Origin of the sequence: Candidatus Methylomicrobium oryzae (genome assembly GCF_016745425.1) — a bacterium.
Taxonomy (GTDB): domain Bacteria; phylum Pseudomonadota; class Gammaproteobacteria; order Methylococcales; family Methylomonadaceae; genus Methylomicrobium; species Methylomicrobium oryzae.
Map to the genome: position 1 here is coordinate 258445 of NZ_JAERVK010000002.1, position 16762 is coordinate 275206.

Here is a 16762-nt window from a genome sequence, read left to right on the forward strand (position 1 = left end):
TGTGTCGGAAAACGATTTCGACGACATAGCCATAATCGATAACGGAACCCGGAATCGATCGATTTTATCTTGGGAACATTGAGGAGCCTTTTATGTTCAAGATCATGAGTACCTTATTAATGGTTTCCGCCATCTCTTTTTCCTCCTATGCGGCAACGGAAGGCGCTGCCTCAAAACACGAAGAAACGGCCAAAGCCCGTGAGGAAGTTGTAAAACACCCTAAAGCGACTGCCGAACACCACAAGGCCGGCAAACATGAAGAAGTAAAGAAGCATGTTGAAAATGCCGGCAAGGCTTCGGAAACAGCTCATACGAAACCCAAAGAAGCTGCCGAACATTCTGCCAAGTGATCCCTATTCCCCCGGCAGCGTAACCGCTGCCGGGGCATTTATGAAAACGCCCGTGCATCGAGAGGAGGAAAAAAATGCGTTTTTAATGGCCGGGCAAGCGGTTCAGACAGCGGCCCTTGGAGAGATGGGTTAAAAAATCACCGAAAGTCCCTTGACCGGGCTGCAAGATATTTAAAATATCGTCAATGATTTCGGACAAGCCGTGGCATTCTCAGGGATAGTACCTGAGGAGATAGACGAAAACGATCAACAACGCTGGAGCGCTCCGTGAGAGAGAATCGCCGAACTGCAAAAACAAAAGCCGATCCGGCATTCTTCTGGGCTATTGGCGTGGAGCAGCATCTGGTACGGTTACAAACCTCCGCGCAGGGCTTGAGCGGGGAGGAAGCCGGCAAGCGCCTTAAGCGTTTCGGCATCAACCGATTGAACGGAAAGAAAAAAACGGGGGCTTGGCGGCTGTTTTTCGCGCAGTTCAAAAGCGCCATCATTCTGATTTTACTGTTTGCCACGGGATTATCCTTTTTCCTGCATGACAAAGTCGATGCGCTGATCATTCTGTCCATCGTCCTGATCAGCGGCATCCTGGGATTCTGGCAGGAAAAAGGCGCGGCCGATGCGGTGGAAAAATTGCTCGCGCTGGTGCAGATCAAGATTGCCGTACTGCGGGACAATAATTTAGCGGAAATTGCGGCGGCTGAATTGGTGCCCGGCGATATTGTCCTCCTGAAAGCCGGCGACATCATTCCGGCCGATTGCCAGTTGCTGGCAGCCGAACATCTTTTCATCGATGAAGCGATCCTGACCGGAGAAAGTTACCCGGTTGAGAAATCGCCGGAGCTCGTTGCCGCCGATGCGCCGCTCGGCCGGCGCAGCAATGCGTTGTGGATGGGAACGCATGTGCAAAGCGGCGAGGCGAAGGCCTTGGTTATCGCGACCGGCCGGAGTACCGAATTCGGCAAACTGTCCGGACGCCTCAAGCTCAAAGCGCCTGAAACGGAATTCGAACGCGGCGTCAGACGCTTCGGCTATTTGCTGATGGAAGTGACATTGATCCTGGTGATCATGATTTTCGCGGTGAACGTTTATCTTCATAAACCGGTGATCGACTCCTTCCTGTTTGCGCTGGCGCTGGCCGTCGGGTTGACGCCGCAATTGCTGCCTGCGGTGATCAGCATCAATCTGGCGCACGGCGCCAAGCGCATGGCAGCTGAAAAAGTCATCGTCAAACAGCTGGCGTCGATCGAAAACTTCGGCAGCATGAATGTCTTGTGTTCCGATAAAACCGGCACCCTGACCGAAGGCAGGATTCATGTGCAAGGCGTCCTCGATGTCGAAGGCAATCCCGGCGACAAGGTCTCGCGTTTCGCTTATTTCAACGCCTACTTCGAAACCGGCTTCAATAATTCGATCGACCAGGCGATCCGGGACTTTCGCAGTTTCAATGTCGAGAAATGCCGCAAATTGGCCGAAGTTCCTTATGATTTTTACCGGAAGCGCTTGAGCGTGCTGATTTCCGATGCCGGCGCGAACGTTTTGATTACCAAAGGCGCGCTGACCAATGTACTGAAGGCCTGCTCCCACAGTGAAAACCCTGACGGTACCCTGACCGATATCGAAGCGGTACGCGACTCGATTCAACAACGCTATGAACTCTTCAGCGCTCAGGGGCTCCGCACTTTGGGCGTTGCCTATAAACCGCTGTCCGAAGTGCCGGAGCAAGTTAAAGACGAGGAACGGGGGATGCGTTTTCTGGGTTTTCTGACTCTTTTCGATCCCCCTAAAAGCCACTGCGCGCAAACGATCGGCCGGCTCAAGCAGCTCGGCGTCACGCTCAAAATCATCACCGGCGATAACCGGCTGGTGGCCGAGACCGTCAGCCGGCAATTGGGGCTGGACACCGCCGAAATGCTTACGGGACGCGAAATCGAACAGATGAGCGGCAATGCCCTGATCCATCGGGTGGCCGGGATTAACGTTTTCGCCGAAGTCGAGCCCAACCAGAAAGAGCGGATTATCATGGCCTTGAAACAGGCGGGTTTCGTGGTCGGTTATATGGGCGACGGCATTAACGATGTCTCGGCCCTGCATGCGGCCGACGTGGGCATTTCGGTCGACAGCGCGGCCGACGTCGCCAAGGAAACCGCGCAGATCGTACTGCTGGAAAAAAATCTGGACGTCCTGATCGAAGGCGTCAAAGAGGGACGCATGACCTTTGCGAACACCTTGAAATACGTATTGATGGCGACCAGCGCCAATTTCGGCAACATGTTCAGCATGGCCGGCGCCTCGCTGTTTCTGCCTTTTCTGCCGTTATTGCCGAAGCAGATTCTGTTGACCAACCTGCTGACCGATATTCCGGAAATGACCATCGCCTCGGATAATGTGGATGCCGACATGGTGACCCAACCCCGGCGCTGGGATATTCAATTCATTCGCAAATTCATGTTCGTTTTCGGCATCGTCAGCTCGATATTCGACTATCTCACCTTCGGTTTGCTGTTATGGCTGGAAGTGCCCTTCACGCAATTCCGCACCGGCTGGTTTTTGGAATCGGTCGTGTCGGCAGCCCTGATCGTATTGGTCGTCCGCAGCCGCAAGCCGATCTTCAGAAGCCGGCCCGGCAATTATCTCTTAAGCGCTACGTTGACGATTATCGTCCTGACGGTCGCCTTGCCTTATCTGCCGTTCGCTTCGTGGATCGACTTCCAGCCGCTTCCGCCAACGATCCTGGCTTTGCTGGGGACTGTCGTGGTTTTCTATATCGCGGCCGCCGAAGCCGCCAAGCGGATATTCTATCGCTCCATCAAAATTTAAGGAGTTCCTTCATGACGCCGTTGCCCCGATCACGCCTTACCTGGAAATTGTCCGCGCTTCCGGTCTTTGTCGCACTGGTTTTATTGCTGGGACACGAACTCGAACTCTACCTGCCTGATGTGGAAGTCTGGATCCAGAGCTTCGGCATGTTCGCGCCATTGGGCTTTATCCTCCTGTTTACGGCGCTTACGCCGGTTTTTGTGTCGGTGGATGCGCTCTGTTTGGCGGCAGGGGTGTTATTTCCCCTTGCGACCGCCGAAACGGTGGTCGTTATCGCCACTTATCTGTCGGCTTCCGCCATATTTTTTTTGGGGCGGGATTTTTTGCGGGCCAGGGTCGAGGCGTTCCTTGCCGGACACAAGCGCTTTGCCGCCCTGGACAAGGCGATCAGCGGAAAGCGGGCCTTCCGGGTCATGTTTTTATTGCGCCTGACGCCGCTCCCTTTTGCCATGCTCAGTTATGCTTTATCGGTTACAGGAGTCAAGTTCCGTCCCTATTTAGGGGCGACGACCGGCATTTTGGTTTACAACGGCACCCTCGTCTATTTCGGTTATGCGGCCAAACACTTAACCGGCCTGGTTCAAAACCGGCCTGCGGGCGGCTTTGTTTCCTACGGTTTGCTGGCTTTGGGATTAGTGGTTTTGGCCGCGGTATTGATCTCTATCGCAAAAATGGCGGCCAATTTATTGAAGGAATTGAACGTGGAAAACTCCACGCATTGAAACGAAAAAAGCAATACACCTCTCGCCCAACGGCTCTTAAATCTTCGGAGAATAATGATGGCAACTCGACGCAATCCCGGACTGATAACCAAAGTAATCATCATCGGTATCGTAATAGCGGTCCTCAGCTACCTGTTTCATCCCGAGGTGGGCCGGCTGAGCGTGATGATCAATGGCCAGCCGGTCGCCGAGCCGCTCGTCCGCATTGCCGCCATCCCGACCTTTCTGGCGATTGCAGGGCTTGCCGTTATCCTGACGGTCATGCTGTTTTTAGGGATCGGAATGTTCATTTTTCTGGGCGCGCTGGTGTTTGCTTTAGCGGTTTGCTTTATGTTGGCGCCTTATTTCTGGCCGGTACTGGCGATCGCTTTCCTGTTAATCGCGGTGATGTCGATCAGCCATGAAAAATGACAGCTTTGAAGCAAGGTTTTTCTGTCCGAAAAAACGGCCCTGCAACTTTTGAAAGGCGGGGGAACGCTCGACCAGGAGTAATCTTCAGCTTGAGTAATCCGGCATTGTATTTTGTAACTGTTGATAAACCCTGAAACGGGATTACAGATGGAGAAAATGCAATGGTTTTGCCGAAAAACGATGCCAGTTAGCTTTTTGGGATGCACTCTTGCAATGAAACCGATCCATTAGTAGAGCATTTCATTTTGTCTGTACGGAATAGCCGGCGCCGCGTAGATAATTTTTACATTCTGCCGGGGTAAATTGATTCAGTAGTTCGGCGAAAATATTCCCCAGCGTCCCGACGGTCTGCTGGGCGGCCTTGCGGAGACCGGCTTTCAGCTTGGTGAAGATGGGTTTGATGGGATTGAAATCCGGCCTGCAAGAGGGCAAGGGCTTCAAGCGTGATCCCTACGGTTTCAATCGCCTCCCGGCCCTCGCCACTTGATGCGAGGACAGATAAATTGGAAACTCCAACAATAAAAGAAGCATTTAGAGCGCGCGTCACATTGACAGGAATGTTATCCGGACCTTGCCCACATACACTAGGCGCATCGAAATATACGATGCTCGTTATTGGAGAATAAACTGTTTTGCCGGCAGAAATTAAACATGTACAAGTAGTAGTCGGGCTTCCGCTCCAATCACCGGCTAAAAACCAAACAGAGCCATGTTGCCCAATAGCACACTTTTCTCCGCTATTATCAAACCTGGGATTATCGTAGGGGAAAAGAAAGCATCCATTGATACCAATCAATACTCACTTTATTATTGGCAAAAAGCTGTATTTGCCGGCAAGATAACTCCTAATCCAATGATTTTTTAATAAATTATTCAATATCACAAACCCTCTTTCTTAAACAAAAATTTATAAATCCAGCCCGCGTAGCTCCGGCTAGCGAAGCGTAAACGGAGAAATGAGTATATTCATATTCGTACAATTACGCTTCGCTAATCGTACCAGCAAGATGAGCTGAGGTATGAAGCCCACCTGTTGGGTATCCATCGCGAATAGGCTTCCTTTGTCAATCCACCTTATGCCTCTGGATGACCTTCAGTCAGAGGGAAAATTGATCCATTGCCTTTGATTATTGTAATATTATTTTTCCTCCTTTTTTAGAATAGCTATAAGGATTATTTATGAAATTTATTTACGCAATTTTGTTTGTTTTTGTTTTTTCAGCCGCAGCAAACGCGGGTTGTAAAGGTAATCATGTTACTGGCAAAGCATTTCGTGTTTTCTTAACCGATATATCGACTCCCAGCACCGGAGAGTGTGTTATTGGATCCGCTCACGACTCATGCACAATCGGAGAAACGGTTTATGAGGTTGATAGTCAATCTAACCCAATCGTTAACAAGGACTGTTCATTTACTTTGACGGGCATCGTCTTGACTCCGCAGGAGGGTTCCCCCATGCAACTTAATTTTAATGGGCAAATCAGCGCGGACAAGTTGAGCGTCGTCGGTCAATTCACGACGGATACAGCTGCTTTTGGTACATTTTCAGGACTCAGATATTAATTTGAATCGAAAACATCGAAGTCAAAATAATCTAGTAAATCAGCTATACTTCTTTACGTATTGCCGCTTTGCAGCCTATCAGTAAGAGAGCCGCGTGTGGGCTGAAAAGCTCACTCGCTTTTTTATCTGCGGCTTCTCGCTCGTTATGGGAAAGGACATATTTTGCCGCCAGGCAATCCGCCATGCGTTTTAGAAAAGGATGGGTTTGCGCGAAGCAGCCCTGTGGCTCCAAAAATTTACTCTCATGCTTTTCATAAGAGCTTCAATATTGATTCTGTTGATGATCCATCTGCAAGGGTGCACGGCGATGGTTATCAATATGGCTCAACATGACAAAGTTTTTGTTCCATTTGAAGAAAACCATAAGGGAAGTCGATTATGGTATGCCGCCATCCCTATCACAGTGCCGCTAGATTTATTCGGTGTGTTAATGTGTTTAGGAGCATTGCCGGTTTGTGCTCAGATGATGGATGTAATCGTGAAAGTATCGGAAGATCGAGCCCAATCCAAACCCGGGAACGTCCATAACGTTAGCCAGGGCCGGCAAGACAAATAGCCTAGTAGGTTGGTTTAACGGCTTTATCGTTAACCCAACATATCGATGCATCATAAGTTGGGTTGCAAAAAGCACGATAGGATGGGCTTTCTTCGTCAGCCACGCCTACGGCCCTGAGCCGAAAAAATCCCTAAAGGCGCAAAGCGCACTGTCAACAAGTGGCGGTTTGCCTGACGGCGAAACTGCCCTACGACCCTACAGCTCTTAATTTTACCGGAATGACGATACGGAAAAGGGTGCCCGGATGGCGCTGTACTGTAAGGCGGCCGTGCAGTTGCAAAACGAAGCCGTGCACCAATTGCAGCCCCATGGATTGCGGCTGGTCGATATTGATTTCATCCGGCAGTCCCCGTCCGGAGTCGCCTACTTCCAACGTCAGGCAGCCGGAGGGTTCCAGCGTCATTTTCACCCAAAGTTCTCCCGGCGGACAACGGCTCGCGTTGCAGGGAAAGGCATACTTAAAAACATTGGAAACCAGCTCGTTGACGATTAGACCGAGCGGGAGAGCTTGGTCGATGTTAAGGGTAAAGATAGGCACTTCAATACGGACGGCAATCTGGGATTGCGTCTGCCTAAAAGCCTGGCGAATAGCATTGACCAATTTACGGATGTACACCGATATATCGATATTCACTAACTCGTTGCCCTGGTATAACTGCTCGTGGATTAGTGCCATGGACTGTACTCTCCGTTGGCTATCAAGAAAAAGACTCCGCGCCGCCGGATCTTTTAGCTGATCCGACTGCAAGCGGAGCAGGCTGGTGATGATCTGCAGATTATTTTTAACCCGATGATGAATTTCTTTTAATAACGCTTCTTTTTCTTGGAGCGAAGTCGTCAGTTGGGTTTCGCTATACTGAAGTTCGGCGGTACGGACTATCACTCTCTGTTCGAGTTCCGCATTCAGCAAACGCAGTGCTTTCTCCGCTCGCCTTTGACCGGTTACCGTTGCCGCCAGAGCCTGGGCGGTCATCGTCGTCAGCCCCATAAAAGCCTGCAGCAGCCACAGAGACTCATGCGTATTATTTCGTGCAAAGGGGCCGAGGCCGATGCTTGTCGCATAGACGGCTATGCCGGAGACGAGCAAGGCGGCCAGGGCTACGCCTCCGGGGGAGAAACGAAAGGCGAACCATACCAGACATGGCAGCGGGACAAAAGCCAAGGGAGTGCAGGAGAACGCAGGAGCGATAAACACGGATAAGGTTATTGCCCCTAGCAAAATTAGAGAAACTAGAGCTTCGGCAGGATGCGAAGGCCAATGCCTAGTCTGTGGGTCAAGGTCCCATGCCACGATAAGAGGCGTTATAATGAGAACGCCGATCAGGTCGCCGAGCCACCAGGTGGACCACGTGTCAAAAAAGCCGGACCAGTCCTGCAGGCCTGTCAAAGAAAGGCTCGTCACGCCCCAGGTGGAGGCGACGAGACAACTCAGCGCTTCGATGGCGGTAAAGGCAAAGATCGTTGTGCCTTGCTCGAAGAGTCGCTGTACACCAAGCCAGCGTTTCAGTAAAAAGAACCCGAGCAGCGCCTGCAGCGTGGAGCCGACAGCAATGCTAACCGTAGCCAGCAGTGTAGGAAGGGTCACGCCATACGGTGATTGAGTCAACGAGATCCAGAGATTAATCAAAAACGAACCCAGCCAAATACCGGGCCATATACGGAATCCCCAGCAGATAAGTGCGGCCAGGGCGATGCCGGACGGTGGCCAAATTGCCGTAGCGTATCCGGGAGGGATGGCGTTCAGAAGGCCTAGCCAACCGGTAAAAGCATAGGCAGCCGCCAGCGTAAATATCTGTAAGGGATAAACGAGGAGCATAAACCGAAACGAGGTATTGACTGATTTTGCCATCGTAATCCTATTTTTATGCAATGACACCGGGTAGGTTGGACTAACGGCTTTATCGCGTTAAGCCAATGCATCAAGCCATCTTTAGACAGCCAATGTAAAGGCGGTTGCCGCAGGCAATCCGTCATATTTTCCGTAAACGGCGGTTTGCTTACGCGAAACCCGGCCCTACGGTCCTATCAAAATAAATCTTATCCATTAAGCCTGCGTTCAGTGGTCAATGTCTAAGCTGATAGCCAAAATGAAAAAAGATTGGTTTTTGTTAGGCAGTGTAGAAGCATGCCTGTTTGATGAACAGATTGAATGGCCGAATAACTTGATTATCCGATCGTTCAAAGCGAGGTTTATTATGAAACGGTTAGCGGGAATTACGGTGATTTTGGGAATGGCATTTGCCTCGCAGGGTTGCGCGATTTATCCGGCCGGAGGTGCAGTGGCTTATACCGGCTACGGTCCGGCTTACGGCAGCAGTTACAGCTATGGGCCTGCCTACAGCTATCCCGCATACGGCTATAACAGCTACGATTATTATGGCTATTGGCCTTCATTGTCTTTTAGCTACTACGGCGGTGTGCCTTACAGGTCTTATAACTATTACAGCTACTATCCCTCCCATCGCTACAACTGGAGTGGACATCACGGATGGCAAGGCGGACGTGGCTGGGGCGGAGGAAGCTTTGGCGGCGGCCACCGATGGGCTGGCGGAGGCGGCTTTGGAGGCGGTGGACACCATTGGGGTGGAGGCGGCTTCGGAGGCGGTGGACACCATTGGGGTGGAGGCGGCTTCGGAGGCGGCGGACATCATTGGGGTGGAGGTGGCGGACATGGCCGGCACGGCTAGCCCGCGTAGGGTATTCCGTCGGATGCGGATTTCTCATGCAGCGTTACCTATCGCGCCCTCCGATTCTTGATCATGATTCTAAATAGAGCGGTTTGCTTATGCGAACCGCTCTACAGCTCTATGGTCTAACATACGGTAAAAAGGATAGGCGCAGCCATCGTTAGGGAGGATGCAGGATGATGAACACACTCTTTCAGTTGCCGATGAAATACAAGGTGCTGTTTACCGGCTATCTGATCACGATCGGATTCGGTTTGTTGATGGCCGGGGCTCAGATCATGCTGACCCATGGCATGGCCGACGGCAAACCGGGTCTGTCTATCGAGGACATTGTTTACAGCTACTACGGCAATCGGTCGGGGTCCAAGTTGGAAGCCATGTTGGAAGGCGCCATGAAGCCGATGGCGCCGGATGATGCCAGATTCGAGTTGATTCAGTGGGCACGGGACGGTTCGCCCGCCGAGCTTTGGAAACCCAAAATAGAGCCCTTGATTCAGAGATATTGCGCCGCCTGTCATAATGCGACTTCCGCGCAGCCGGATTTTACGCGCTTTGAAAACTTGAAAAAAGCTGCCGAAGTTGACCGAGGGGCGAGTTATAACTCGCTGACTCGAAGTTCTCATATTCATCTTTTCGGAATTGCTTTCATATTTATGTTTATGGGCTGGATTTTTGCCATGGCAGAATTTCCTCATCCATGGCAGAGCCTGTTGATCGCGACACCGTTTGTCTTTCTGGTGGTTGATGTCATTTCCTGGTGGCTCACCAAATCTTTCTATCAGTTTGCCTGGCTGACCATGTTGGGCGGCATCGGTTACAGCCTGGCATCCACCGTGATGTTGCTGACTTCTCTCGCCCAGATGTGGCTGCCAAAGGAACGCTGGCTGGCCTTTTGGACGCGCGAAAGCCCTTAAGCAGGCGACGGAAGGTAGCGAGTAGCTCTGGAGCTTTACGGAATCCGCGGTTAATCGGCGCTGAGCAAGCTCCATCCGGATGACTTGCTACGGCGAGAGATTAAAAGGGAAAGCCCTAGAGAGGAGCCCGCGTAGTCCGATTAGCGTAGCGTAATCGGACGCATGCATTCATTGCTAAGCAGGACATTCACTTTTCATCCGCCAATTTATAAGGTTTTTCCTTCGGCTTGGCGTTCTTGCAGGCGGTATCGGATAGGGCCATTGGGGGTATCTCCTCTGGGGATATGTGATGTACCCCAGTTTATACCCCCGTGCTAAGGGGCATGTCAATGTACCCCGTCGGACTTCGCTGGACATAAAAAAACCCGCGAAGCCAGTAAACTTGCGGGTTTTTGAATCTGTTTGAATCTCACTGGATGCTCAGTTGGCGGAGAGAGAGGGATTCGAACCCTCGATACGTTGCCGTATACACACTTTCCAGGCGTGCGCCTTCGACCGCTCGGCCATCTCTCCGAATTTTGAGCCCATGAGCATGGGAATCCACAATAATACCGGATTCCGGCGTTTTTGGCAACGGTTAACCCAACTCGTTGGCCAGGGCTTCGAGCTCGTCCCAGCGCTGGTAGGCCTGCTCCAGCGCGGCGGCGGTTTGATTCAGTTCGTCCATCGTTTTCGCGATCGTGGGCTGGTCGTTCTTATAGAATTCGGACGAATTGATCAGGCCGTTCAGTTCGGCCTGGCGCGTTTCGAGCTGTTCGATCCGTTCGGGCAGCTGATTCAGTTCCTGCTGCTCCTTGTAACTGAGCTTTTTCTTTTTGGCCGGCTGCGGCTGTTCGGCTTTTTCCTTTTCCGGTGCTTTCTTGGCCGGTTGCGCTTTCTGTCCGGGTTCGGGGCGCTGCCGGAGCCAGTCGCTGTAGCCGCCGACGTATTCCTCGATCTTGCCGGTACCGTCCAGTACGAAGACGTTCGTCACGACGTTGTCCAGGAAGGCGCGGTCATGGCTGACCAGCAGCAGCGTGCCGTCGTAATTGACCAGTTTTTCTTCGAGCAATTCGAGCGTTTCGAGGTCGAGGTCGTTGGTCGGTTCGTCCATCACCAGCAGGTTGGCCGGTTTGGTGAACAGCCGGGCGAGCAAGAGGCGGTTCTTTTCGCCGCCGGACAGGCTTTTGACCGGCGAACGGGCGCGCGCCGGCGCGAACAGGAAGTCGGCCAGGTACGACATCACATGTTTCTTGCCGCCGGGTAGATCGACGAAATCGTTGCCGTGCGCGATCGTGTCCGCGACGGTCATCTCGGGGTCGAGCTGGTCGCGGAGCTGGTCGAAATAGGCGATTTCGAGCCGGGTACCCTGTTCGACCGTGCCGCTGTCCGGTTCGATCTGCTTCAGGAGCAGTTTCAGCAGGGTCGATTTGCCCGCGCCGTTCGCGCCGATCAGGCCGATCTTGTCGCCGCGCTGGATCAGCGTCGAGAAATGGCTGACGATGGACCGATCGCCATAGGCGAAGCTGATGTCGTTCACTTCGATCACCTTTCTGCCGGAGGATTCGCCGCGCTCCAGGGTCATGCTGGTCGTGCCCTGCCGCTCGCGGCGCTGGGTGCGTTCGCGGCGCAGCTGCTCCAGGGCGCGCACCCGGCCTTCGTTGCGGGTGCGCCGGGCCTTGATGCCCTGACGTATCCAGACTTCTTCCTCGGCCAGTTTTCGGTCGAATTCGGCGTTCTGGTTTGCCTCGTCTTCGAGCGCGGCGGCTTTCCTGCGCAGGTAGTCGTCGTAATTGCCTTGCCAGGACACCAGCTTGCCGCGGTCCAGATCGATGATCCGGGTCGCGAGTTTTTGCAGGAAGGCGCGGTCGTGCGTGACGAACAAGACTGCGCCCTGAAACATCAGCAGTTGCTCTTCGAGCCAGGCGATGCTTTCGAAGTCGAGGTGGTTGGTCGGCTCGTCGAGCAGCAGGACTTCCGGTTCGATCACCAGCGCGCGGGCCAGCGCGACGCGGCGCTTCCAGCCGCCGGACAGTTCGCTGATCTTCAGGTCGCCGGGCAGGGCCAGCTTGCTCAGCGTGGTATCGACGCGGTTGCCGAAATGCCAGCCGTTATGCGCTTCGAGCTTGTGCTGCAGCTCGCCGAGTTCGCGCAATGCCTGCTCGTCGTGCGCGGACTGCGACAGATGATGGTAGCGGGTCAGCCACTCGCCGAGTTCGCCGAGTCCGCCGGCGACCGCATCATAGATCGTCGCATCGGCAGGCAGATCGGGCGCTTGTTCGAGCCAGGCCAGTCTCAGGCCGGGCTGGCGCCAGATTTCGCCGTGGTCGGCCTGGATCTGGCCGGCGATGATCTTCATCAGCGTCGATTTGCCCTCGCCGTTGCGGCCCAAGAGGCCGACCCGCTCGCCGGCGTCGAGCTGGAAATTGGCGCTGTCTAACAGGGCATGCACGCCGAAGGCGATCGAGATATTGGTTAAGCGTAATAGCGGCATCAGATTTGTCGGTTTTGTAAATGGCGGCGCAGAAGGTCCAGTCCGAGCAGCGCGGCTTGGTTCTGTTTGCGGCCTATAGGGCCGCCGAGGTTGTGGCGGCTTTGTCGGCAGGATTCGCCGGTCAGCAGCGTATTATAGAGGATGATCGACCGATCTTTATCGTGGAATTGGACCGGACCACCCTCGTAAAGCTGGACCAGTGCGAAATCGGCTGCCTGCTGATCCCGCAGGAGGCGCGCGAGTTTCGAGCCGGCAGAGGATAAATTGTTTTCGTCAATAGGCATGCCGAAACGCCGGCTCAACGCGGGCATTGACTGCTCAAACAGCGCGCTTTTGAGCCATGCGGCGCCTGGGCATTTGGCGGCTAAGAGGCCCTGGCTCGCTGTTTCGACGACGGCCAGCGTTTTACCGGCTTTCATCATTAATTGATCGACGACCGAGGCGAGATTGCCGACTTCCTCGGCCAAGCCGTCGATGCCGAACACGAAATTGCCGAGCCGTGCGGCCATGTCCGCCGTCAGCAGAGTTATGTGTTCTTCGGGATAGCCGGACGGAAACAGCAGCTTGGTCTGCACTTCGTCGATGCCGGCGCGAAACCCGATCTGCACCGAAGTCGGGATTTCGAGGCCGTCGAGACGCTGTTGGATGTCCGATTCGCCGATGCCTAGGGTCTTGATCGTGACCAATCTGGAAGGGGTTAATACGAAGCGGTCCGGCAGCAACGGCTTGACGCGTTCCAGAAAGATATTACGCATTTCCGATGGCACGCCGGGCATGAACGCGAACCAGCAGCGGCCGGCCTGCAAGGCGAAGCCCGGCGCGGTGCCCCAGTCGTTATCGAGACGGATCGAGCCTTGCGGCAGCAGCGCCTGCTTGCGGTTCACCTCGGGCATTGGCCGCTGGCGGTTGCTGAAATAGGTTTGAATCTGCCGGTAGGCGGTCTCGTCGAATTCGAGCGGCAGGCCGAACGCCTCGGCGACCGCTTCGGCGGTCAGGTCGTCGCTGGTCGGTCCGAGCCCGCCGGTGCAGAGGCAGCAGTCGGCGCGTTCGGAAATTTCCTTCAACAAGCCGACCAAGTCGCCGAGTTTGTCGCCGACCGCGGTATGCCGGGTGACTGTGAAACCGAGCTGCACGGCCTGCTCGGAGAGCCAGGCCGCATTCGTGTCGACGGTCTGGCCGGTGACGATTTCTTCGCCTTGCGAAAAGATTTCCAGTATCGGCATGGTCTTAGGTCTGCATGAGGTTAAAATCCACCGGCCGCGACCCGATACCAGAACGGCAGGGTGACAAGGCTCAGCAGCGTGCTGAGCGTGACCGACATGGCGTAAAGCGCGCTGTCGAGCCGGTAACGGTCGCAGAACACGATACCGAGCACCATGCACGGCATCGCCATTTCCAATGTCAAGGCGTTTTTATGCGCCTGATCGAGCGTCAAATACCGGCTGAACCAGAGCGCGAATAACGGCATCAGCCCCATTTTGATCAGGATCACCGGTGCTACGTGCGGCAGATTGCGCAGGGTAACGGCTTGCCAGCTCAGCGCCAGGCCCAGCGAGATCAGCATCAACGGGACCACGCCTGCGCCCAATTTCTGCAGTACGGAGGCGAGTCCGTCGGGCAGCGGGACGCGGCAGAGGTTCAGAACGACCGCGAGCATCGCGGCCAGAAAGGGAGGCGCAGTCAAAAACGATCCGACCGGCTGGCGAACGCTGTCGCCGTTTTGGCCGAAATGGCGCGCGGCCGCAATCCCGACCGTGAACAGGACCGGCGCGACCGCAAACAAATCGATTTGAATCGCCACCGACCGAGCCCAATGGCCGAAGGCCTGTTCGAGGACCGGCAGGCCGAGGTAGGTTACGTTCGGAAACGCCGCCGCCAACAGGACCGCACCCATTTGCTGCGGTTTGAACCGGAGCATATGGCCGCATGCCCAGATGCCGAGCATCCCGAACGCCAGGCAAAGCGTGCCGAATAGAGTATATTGCAGCGAATGGAATCCGACGTCGGCCTTCCAGAGCACTTCCAGTACCAACGCCGGCAGCAGCAGGTAATAGACCAGGGTGGTCAGCACGGTCCGTGTCTGTTCTGCAGACAGTCCGGCCGGCCGGCCGTAGCGCCATGCCGCGCCGCAGGCAATCAACGCGAACATTTGCCACAATGTCGAAGTCATGAAGTCCCTGATGATTTAACGATGCGCTATTTTAACACCCGGTAGCGCAAAGAAGGGTTTCGGCTGCAGAAAGAAGCCGCAGGGGGGATGAGAGGAGAGGGCCAGGCGAGGCTGGCGAATCGGGTGGTGATCCGGCTGCAGGCCGATAAAAGCCTGCAGCCGGAACAAAGAAATCAAAGCGGAGTGACTTCTTCGGCTTGCGGGCCTTTTTGACCTTGAGTAATGTTGAATTTTACTTTTTGGCCTTCGTCCAGGGACTTATAGCCTGTGCCGACGATGTTGCGGAAGTGTACGAAAACGTCGGGGCCCGATTCTTGTTGAATGAAGCCGAAACCTTTTTCTGCGTTAAACCATTTTACGGTACCAGTTGCCATCGTTTATGTCCTTTAAAAAAATGAAAAATAGCCTTCAAGGCGGGTGGTTAGAGCCGGGGGAATAACGCGAATCACTTATGATAAACAGGACAAGCAATAAACAAGGAACTGCGTAGAGATAAGCAACGGTAAATCACTCAGACTCGATTCATCTTAAAGGACACCTGCGCTCCCTGTCAACAGCTTAGCTTTTAACCTAGCTTGAATCCCAACGAAAAGCCGGTCACGGCGCTAACGCCCCGGGTCGTAATCGTCGACAAACGGTCGACCAGGAAGCTGCCCGAATCCTTGGCGGCCTGCGCCGCCGTATCCGCCACATGTTCGAGCTGAGCGCCGTTGATCGTGACCAGGCCGTAATACTCGCCCGCGAACATCAGCACGACCAGTCCGCCGCCGACGAACAGCGCGGTCTTCAGCATCTTTTTGGCGAAATAGCCGACCGCCATGCCGATCACGAAAGGGGCGCCGACATTGCCCAGTAAAAAAGGCGCGCTGAAGATATCGTTATCGGAGGCCGAGGGGAGGTCGATGGATTTTTGAGCCATAACAGTAAATAAAATGGATGGTAGGCATGATTCGTGCTGCCGGAATGACTGCCGATAGTATATAAAATTCAGGAAGGTAAATATACTTGAGAAATTTGACCTAAACAGTCGGGAACAAGCCGGGATGGCTTGTCCTTGAAGAAACCTCTGCCGAGTGCCGAAACCATGCATCGTTATTCGATTGTTCGCCTATCCTGGTGCCTATTGGGTGCCGCTTCCGCTATCACGCTGGCCTTGTGGCTGGCGGGGCCGCCGATGTCGTCGTTATTGCTCGCCTCATTGGGCGGCTCGACCATTTTTTTATTCGGTCTGACCAAAGCGCCGGCCGCGCAGCCGCGCGCCTTGCTGGGCGGACATCTGGGCGGCGCTACCATCGGGATTGCCTGCTACCAGGCGTTCGGGGATGCCCTGTGGGTCTACGCACTGGCGGAAATCCTGACGTTAACCTATATGCTGTTCACCAAAACAGTGCATCCTCCGGCAGGCGCGAATCCGATCCTGATGATTTTCGCGCATGCGGGATGGCCGGCGCTGTGGCAGCCGGTGTTGGTCGGAGTGCTGAGCCTTGCATTGATCGCCGTGATTTGGAGCCGCTGCTATCCGGGGCTTGCCCGCTACCCGGTCGCCTGGTTCGAACGGTCGCCGTCGACGATGTTTTGGGGCGGCTGGAGCGATTGACGAATTTACAAAAAAGCAGGAACGAAGCGTTTGTCGACGGGTCCGAGTGATGTACCACCTAGACACATCAGAGGAGGGCGCCATGACAACGCTCAAGAAAAAAATATTAAAAAAACTGCCCATCACGATCACGATATTATTCGCAAGCCTGCTTTCCCTCAACGCCGGGGCCAATGACGAGCCGGGCACGGAAACCGAGGGAGCCGTGCTTTATACGACCCGGGCTTACGGTCCGGCCATTCACAGCTATCCCGGCAGTGCGAGTGCGGCGGAAAAAACATCGCTGCGGCCGGAAATTGTTTATGTCAGCTTGGCTAACGGGCCGGCCATTTACAACTATCCGCACGCAGGCAGCGAAAAAACCGTAGCCTGGAATGTCGAGTATGTGGATCCGGCTTACGGTCCGGCGATCTACAGCTATGACAGGCATCAGGTTCAAGGCAAAGTCGACGTATTCTCACTCATATTCGATTAAAACGGCACGAAGATAGCGTCAGTTTAATTG

The 16762-nt window shown here is 54.2% G+C and carries 18 protein-coding genes and 1 tRNA gene; 11 read left to right on the forward strand and 8 right to left on the reverse strand.

Features of this window, described 5'->3' with window-relative positions; all coding sequences use genetic code 11:
* Positions 1-92 precede the first annotated feature (92 nt).
* The 4 genes from JJL52_RS03250 (at position 93) to JJL52_RS03265 (ending at position 4297) form a co-directional block, all read left to right on the forward strand.
* Complete coding sequence (locus JJL52_RS03250) at positions 93-350, forward strand: hypothetical protein (RefSeq protein WP_202050957.1); 258 nt, start codon at positions 93-95, stop codon at positions 348-350.
* Between the two features lie 267 nt (positions 351-617).
* Positions 618-3164, forward strand: a complete 2547-nt coding sequence (gene mgtA, locus JJL52_RS03255; protein ID WP_202050958.1) for a magnesium-translocating P-type ATPase — start codon at positions 618-620, stop codon at positions 3162-3164.
* Positions 3165-3175: 11 nt separating this feature from the next.
* The gene (locus tag JJL52_RS03260; protein WP_202050959.1) at positions 3176-3886 is read left to right on the forward strand and encodes a TVP38/TMEM64 family protein; all 711 of its coding nucleotides are present in this window, start codon (positions 3176-3178) and stop codon (positions 3884-3886) included.
* A 57-nt stretch (positions 3887-3943) separates the two neighbouring features.
* Complete coding sequence (locus JJL52_RS03265) at positions 3944-4297, forward strand: hypothetical protein (RefSeq protein WP_202050960.1); 354 nt, start codon at positions 3944-3946, stop codon at positions 4295-4297.
* 240 nt (positions 4298-4537) lie between these two features.
* On the opposite strand, the gene JJL52_RS03270 is transcribed toward JJL52_RS03265, so the two are convergent.
* Positions 4538-4738, reverse strand: coding sequence for a hypothetical protein (locus JJL52_RS03270; RefSeq protein WP_202050961.1), 201 nt, complete (start codon positions 4736-4738; stop codon positions 4538-4540).
* A gap of 268 nt (positions 4739-5006) precedes the next feature.
* Between JJL52_RS03270 and JJL52_RS03275 the strand changes: the two genes are divergently transcribed.
* The 3 genes from JJL52_RS03275 to JJL52_RS03285 all read left to right on the forward strand — a co-directional run bounded on the left by JJL52_RS03275 (position 5007) and on the right by JJL52_RS03285 (position 6416).
* The gene (locus tag JJL52_RS03275; protein ID WP_202050962.1) at positions 5007-5162 is read left to right on the forward strand and encodes a hypothetical protein; all 156 of its coding nucleotides are present in this window, start codon (positions 5007-5009) and stop codon (positions 5160-5162) included.
* Positions 5163-5476: 314 nt separating this feature from the next.
* On the forward strand, positions 5477-5860 hold the full coding sequence (locus tag JJL52_RS03280) for a hypothetical protein (protein ID WP_202050963.1): 384 nt from the start codon (positions 5477-5479) through the stop codon (positions 5858-5860).
* A gap of 205 nt (positions 5861-6065) precedes the next feature.
* Positions 6066-6416, forward strand: coding sequence for a hypothetical protein (locus JJL52_RS03285; protein WP_202050964.1), 351 nt, complete (start codon positions 6066-6068; stop codon positions 6414-6416).
* Between the two features lie 187 nt (positions 6417-6603).
* Here the strand turns inward: JJL52_RS03285 and JJL52_RS03290 are convergent, their stop codons facing one another.
* Complete coding sequence (locus JJL52_RS03290) at positions 6604-8265, reverse strand: MASE1 domain-containing protein (protein ID WP_202050965.1); 1662 nt, start codon at positions 8263-8265, stop codon at positions 6604-6606.
* A gap of 346 nt (positions 8266-8611) precedes the next feature.
* Here JJL52_RS03290 and JJL52_RS03295 point away from each other — a divergent pair, with 346 nt between their 5' ends.
* Together JJL52_RS03295 and JJL52_RS03300 are read left to right on the forward strand one after the other, a co-directional pair.
* On the forward strand, positions 8612-9103 hold the full coding sequence (locus JJL52_RS03295) for a hypothetical protein (RefSeq protein ID WP_202050966.1): 492 nt from the start codon (positions 8612-8614) through the stop codon (positions 9101-9103).
* A 176-nt stretch (positions 9104-9279) separates the two neighbouring features.
* Positions 9280-10017 (forward strand): Aq_1264-related membrane protein, encoded by a 738-nt coding sequence (locus JJL52_RS03300; protein ID WP_236994014.1) that lies wholly within the window; start codon positions 9280-9282, stop codon positions 10015-10017.
* A gap of 425 nt (positions 10018-10442) precedes the next feature.
* Here JJL52_RS03300 and JJL52_RS03305 read toward each other — a convergent pair.
* From JJL52_RS03305 to JJL52_RS03330, 6 genes are all read right to left on the reverse strand, one after another.
* Positions 10443-10530 (reverse strand) — tRNA-Ser (locus tag JJL52_RS03305).
* A 64-nt stretch (positions 10531-10594) separates the two neighbouring features.
* A complete protein-coding gene (locus tag JJL52_RS03310; protein ID WP_202050967.1) occupies positions 10595-12490 on the reverse strand; it encodes an ATP-binding cassette domain-containing protein in 1896 nt (631 codons plus the stop codon).
* The gene (locus JJL52_RS03315) at positions 12490-13713 is read right to left on the reverse strand and encodes a competence/damage-inducible protein A (protein WP_202050968.1); all 1224 of its coding nucleotides are present in this window, start codon (positions 13711-13713) and stop codon (positions 12490-12492) included. The genes JJL52_RS03310 and JJL52_RS03315 overlap by 1 nt, the downstream gene beginning before the upstream one ends.
* 20 nt (positions 13714-13733) lie before the next feature.
* A complete protein-coding gene (locus JJL52_RS03320; RefSeq protein ID WP_202050969.1) occupies positions 13734-14660 on the reverse strand; it encodes an AEC family transporter in 927 nt (308 codons plus the stop codon).
* A gap of 173 nt (positions 14661-14833) precedes the next feature.
* Positions 14834-15034, reverse strand: a complete 201-nt coding sequence (locus tag JJL52_RS03325) for a cold-shock protein (RefSeq protein ID WP_202050970.1) — start codon at positions 15032-15034, stop codon at positions 14834-14836.
* A 191-nt stretch (positions 15035-15225) separates the two neighbouring features.
* Positions 15226-15579, reverse strand: a complete 354-nt coding sequence (locus JJL52_RS03330; protein WP_202050971.1) for an FUN14 domain-containing protein — start codon at positions 15577-15579, stop codon at positions 15226-15228.
* A 135-nt stretch (positions 15580-15714) separates the two neighbouring features.
* Between JJL52_RS03330 and JJL52_RS03335 the strand changes: the two genes are divergently transcribed.
* Positions 15715-16257, forward strand: coding sequence for an HPP family protein (locus JJL52_RS03335; protein WP_202050972.1), 543 nt, complete (start codon positions 15715-15717; stop codon positions 16255-16257).
* Between the two features lie 82 nt (positions 16258-16339).
* Positions 16340-16732 (forward strand): hypothetical protein, encoded by a 393-nt coding sequence (locus JJL52_RS03340; RefSeq protein ID WP_202050973.1) that lies wholly within the window; start codon positions 16340-16342, stop codon positions 16730-16732.
* Positions 16733-16762 lie beyond the last annotated feature (30 nt).

Excerpts from the sequence above, each read along its gene's own strand:
- JJL52_RS03310 (WP_202050967.1), bottom strand. The coding sequence starts at position 12,490 with ATGCCGCTATTACGCTTAACCAATATCTCGATCGCCTTCGGCGTGCAT.
- JJL52_RS03265 (WP_202050960.1), top strand. The coding sequence starts at position 3,944 with ATGGCAACTCGACGCAATCCCGGACTGATAACCAAAGTAATCATCATC.
- JJL52_RS03300 (WP_236994014.1), top strand. The coding sequence starts at position 9,280 with ATGATGAACACACTCTTTCAGTTGCCGATGAAATACAAGGTGCTGTTT.
- JJL52_RS03320 (WP_202050969.1), bottom strand. The coding sequence starts at position 14,660 with ATGACTTCGACATTGTGGCAAATGTTCGCGTTGATTGCCTGCGGCGCG.
- JJL52_RS03260 (WP_202050959.1), top strand. The coding sequence starts at position 3,176 with ATGACGCCGTTGCCCCGATCACGCCTTACCTGGAAATTGTCCGCGCTT.
- JJL52_RS03295 (WP_202050966.1), top strand. The coding sequence starts at position 8,612 with ATGAAACGGTTAGCGGGAATTACGGTGATTTTGGGAATGGCATTTGCC.
- JJL52_RS03275 (WP_202050962.1), top strand. The coding sequence starts at position 5,007 with ATGTTGCCCAATAGCACACTTTTCTCCGCTATTATCAAACCTGGGATT.
- JJL52_RS03315 (WP_202050968.1), bottom strand. The coding sequence starts at position 13,713 with ATGCCGATACTGGAAATCTTTTCGCAAGGCGAAGAAATCGTCACCGGC.
- JJL52_RS03250 (WP_202050957.1), top strand. The coding sequence starts at position 93 with ATGTTCAAGATCATGAGTACCTTATTAATGGTTTCCGCCATCTCTTTT.
- JJL52_RS03340 (WP_202050973.1), top strand. The coding sequence starts at position 16,340 with ATGACAACGCTCAAGAAAAAAATATTAAAAAAACTGCCCATCACGATC.
- JJL52_RS03325 (WP_202050970.1), bottom strand. The coding sequence starts at position 15,034 with ATGGCAACTGGTACCGTAAAATGGTTTAACGCAGAAAAAGGTTTCGGC.
- JJL52_RS03330 (WP_202050971.1), bottom strand. The coding sequence starts at position 15,579 with ATGGCTCAAAAATCCATCGACCTCCCCTCGGCCTCCGATAACGATATC.
- JJL52_RS03290 (WP_202050965.1), bottom strand. The coding sequence starts at position 8,265 with ATGGCAAAATCAGTCAATACCTCGTTTCGGTTTATGCTCCTCGTTTAT.
- JJL52_RS03280 (WP_202050963.1), top strand. The coding sequence starts at position 5,477 with ATGAAATTTATTTACGCAATTTTGTTTGTTTTTGTTTTTTCAGCCGCA.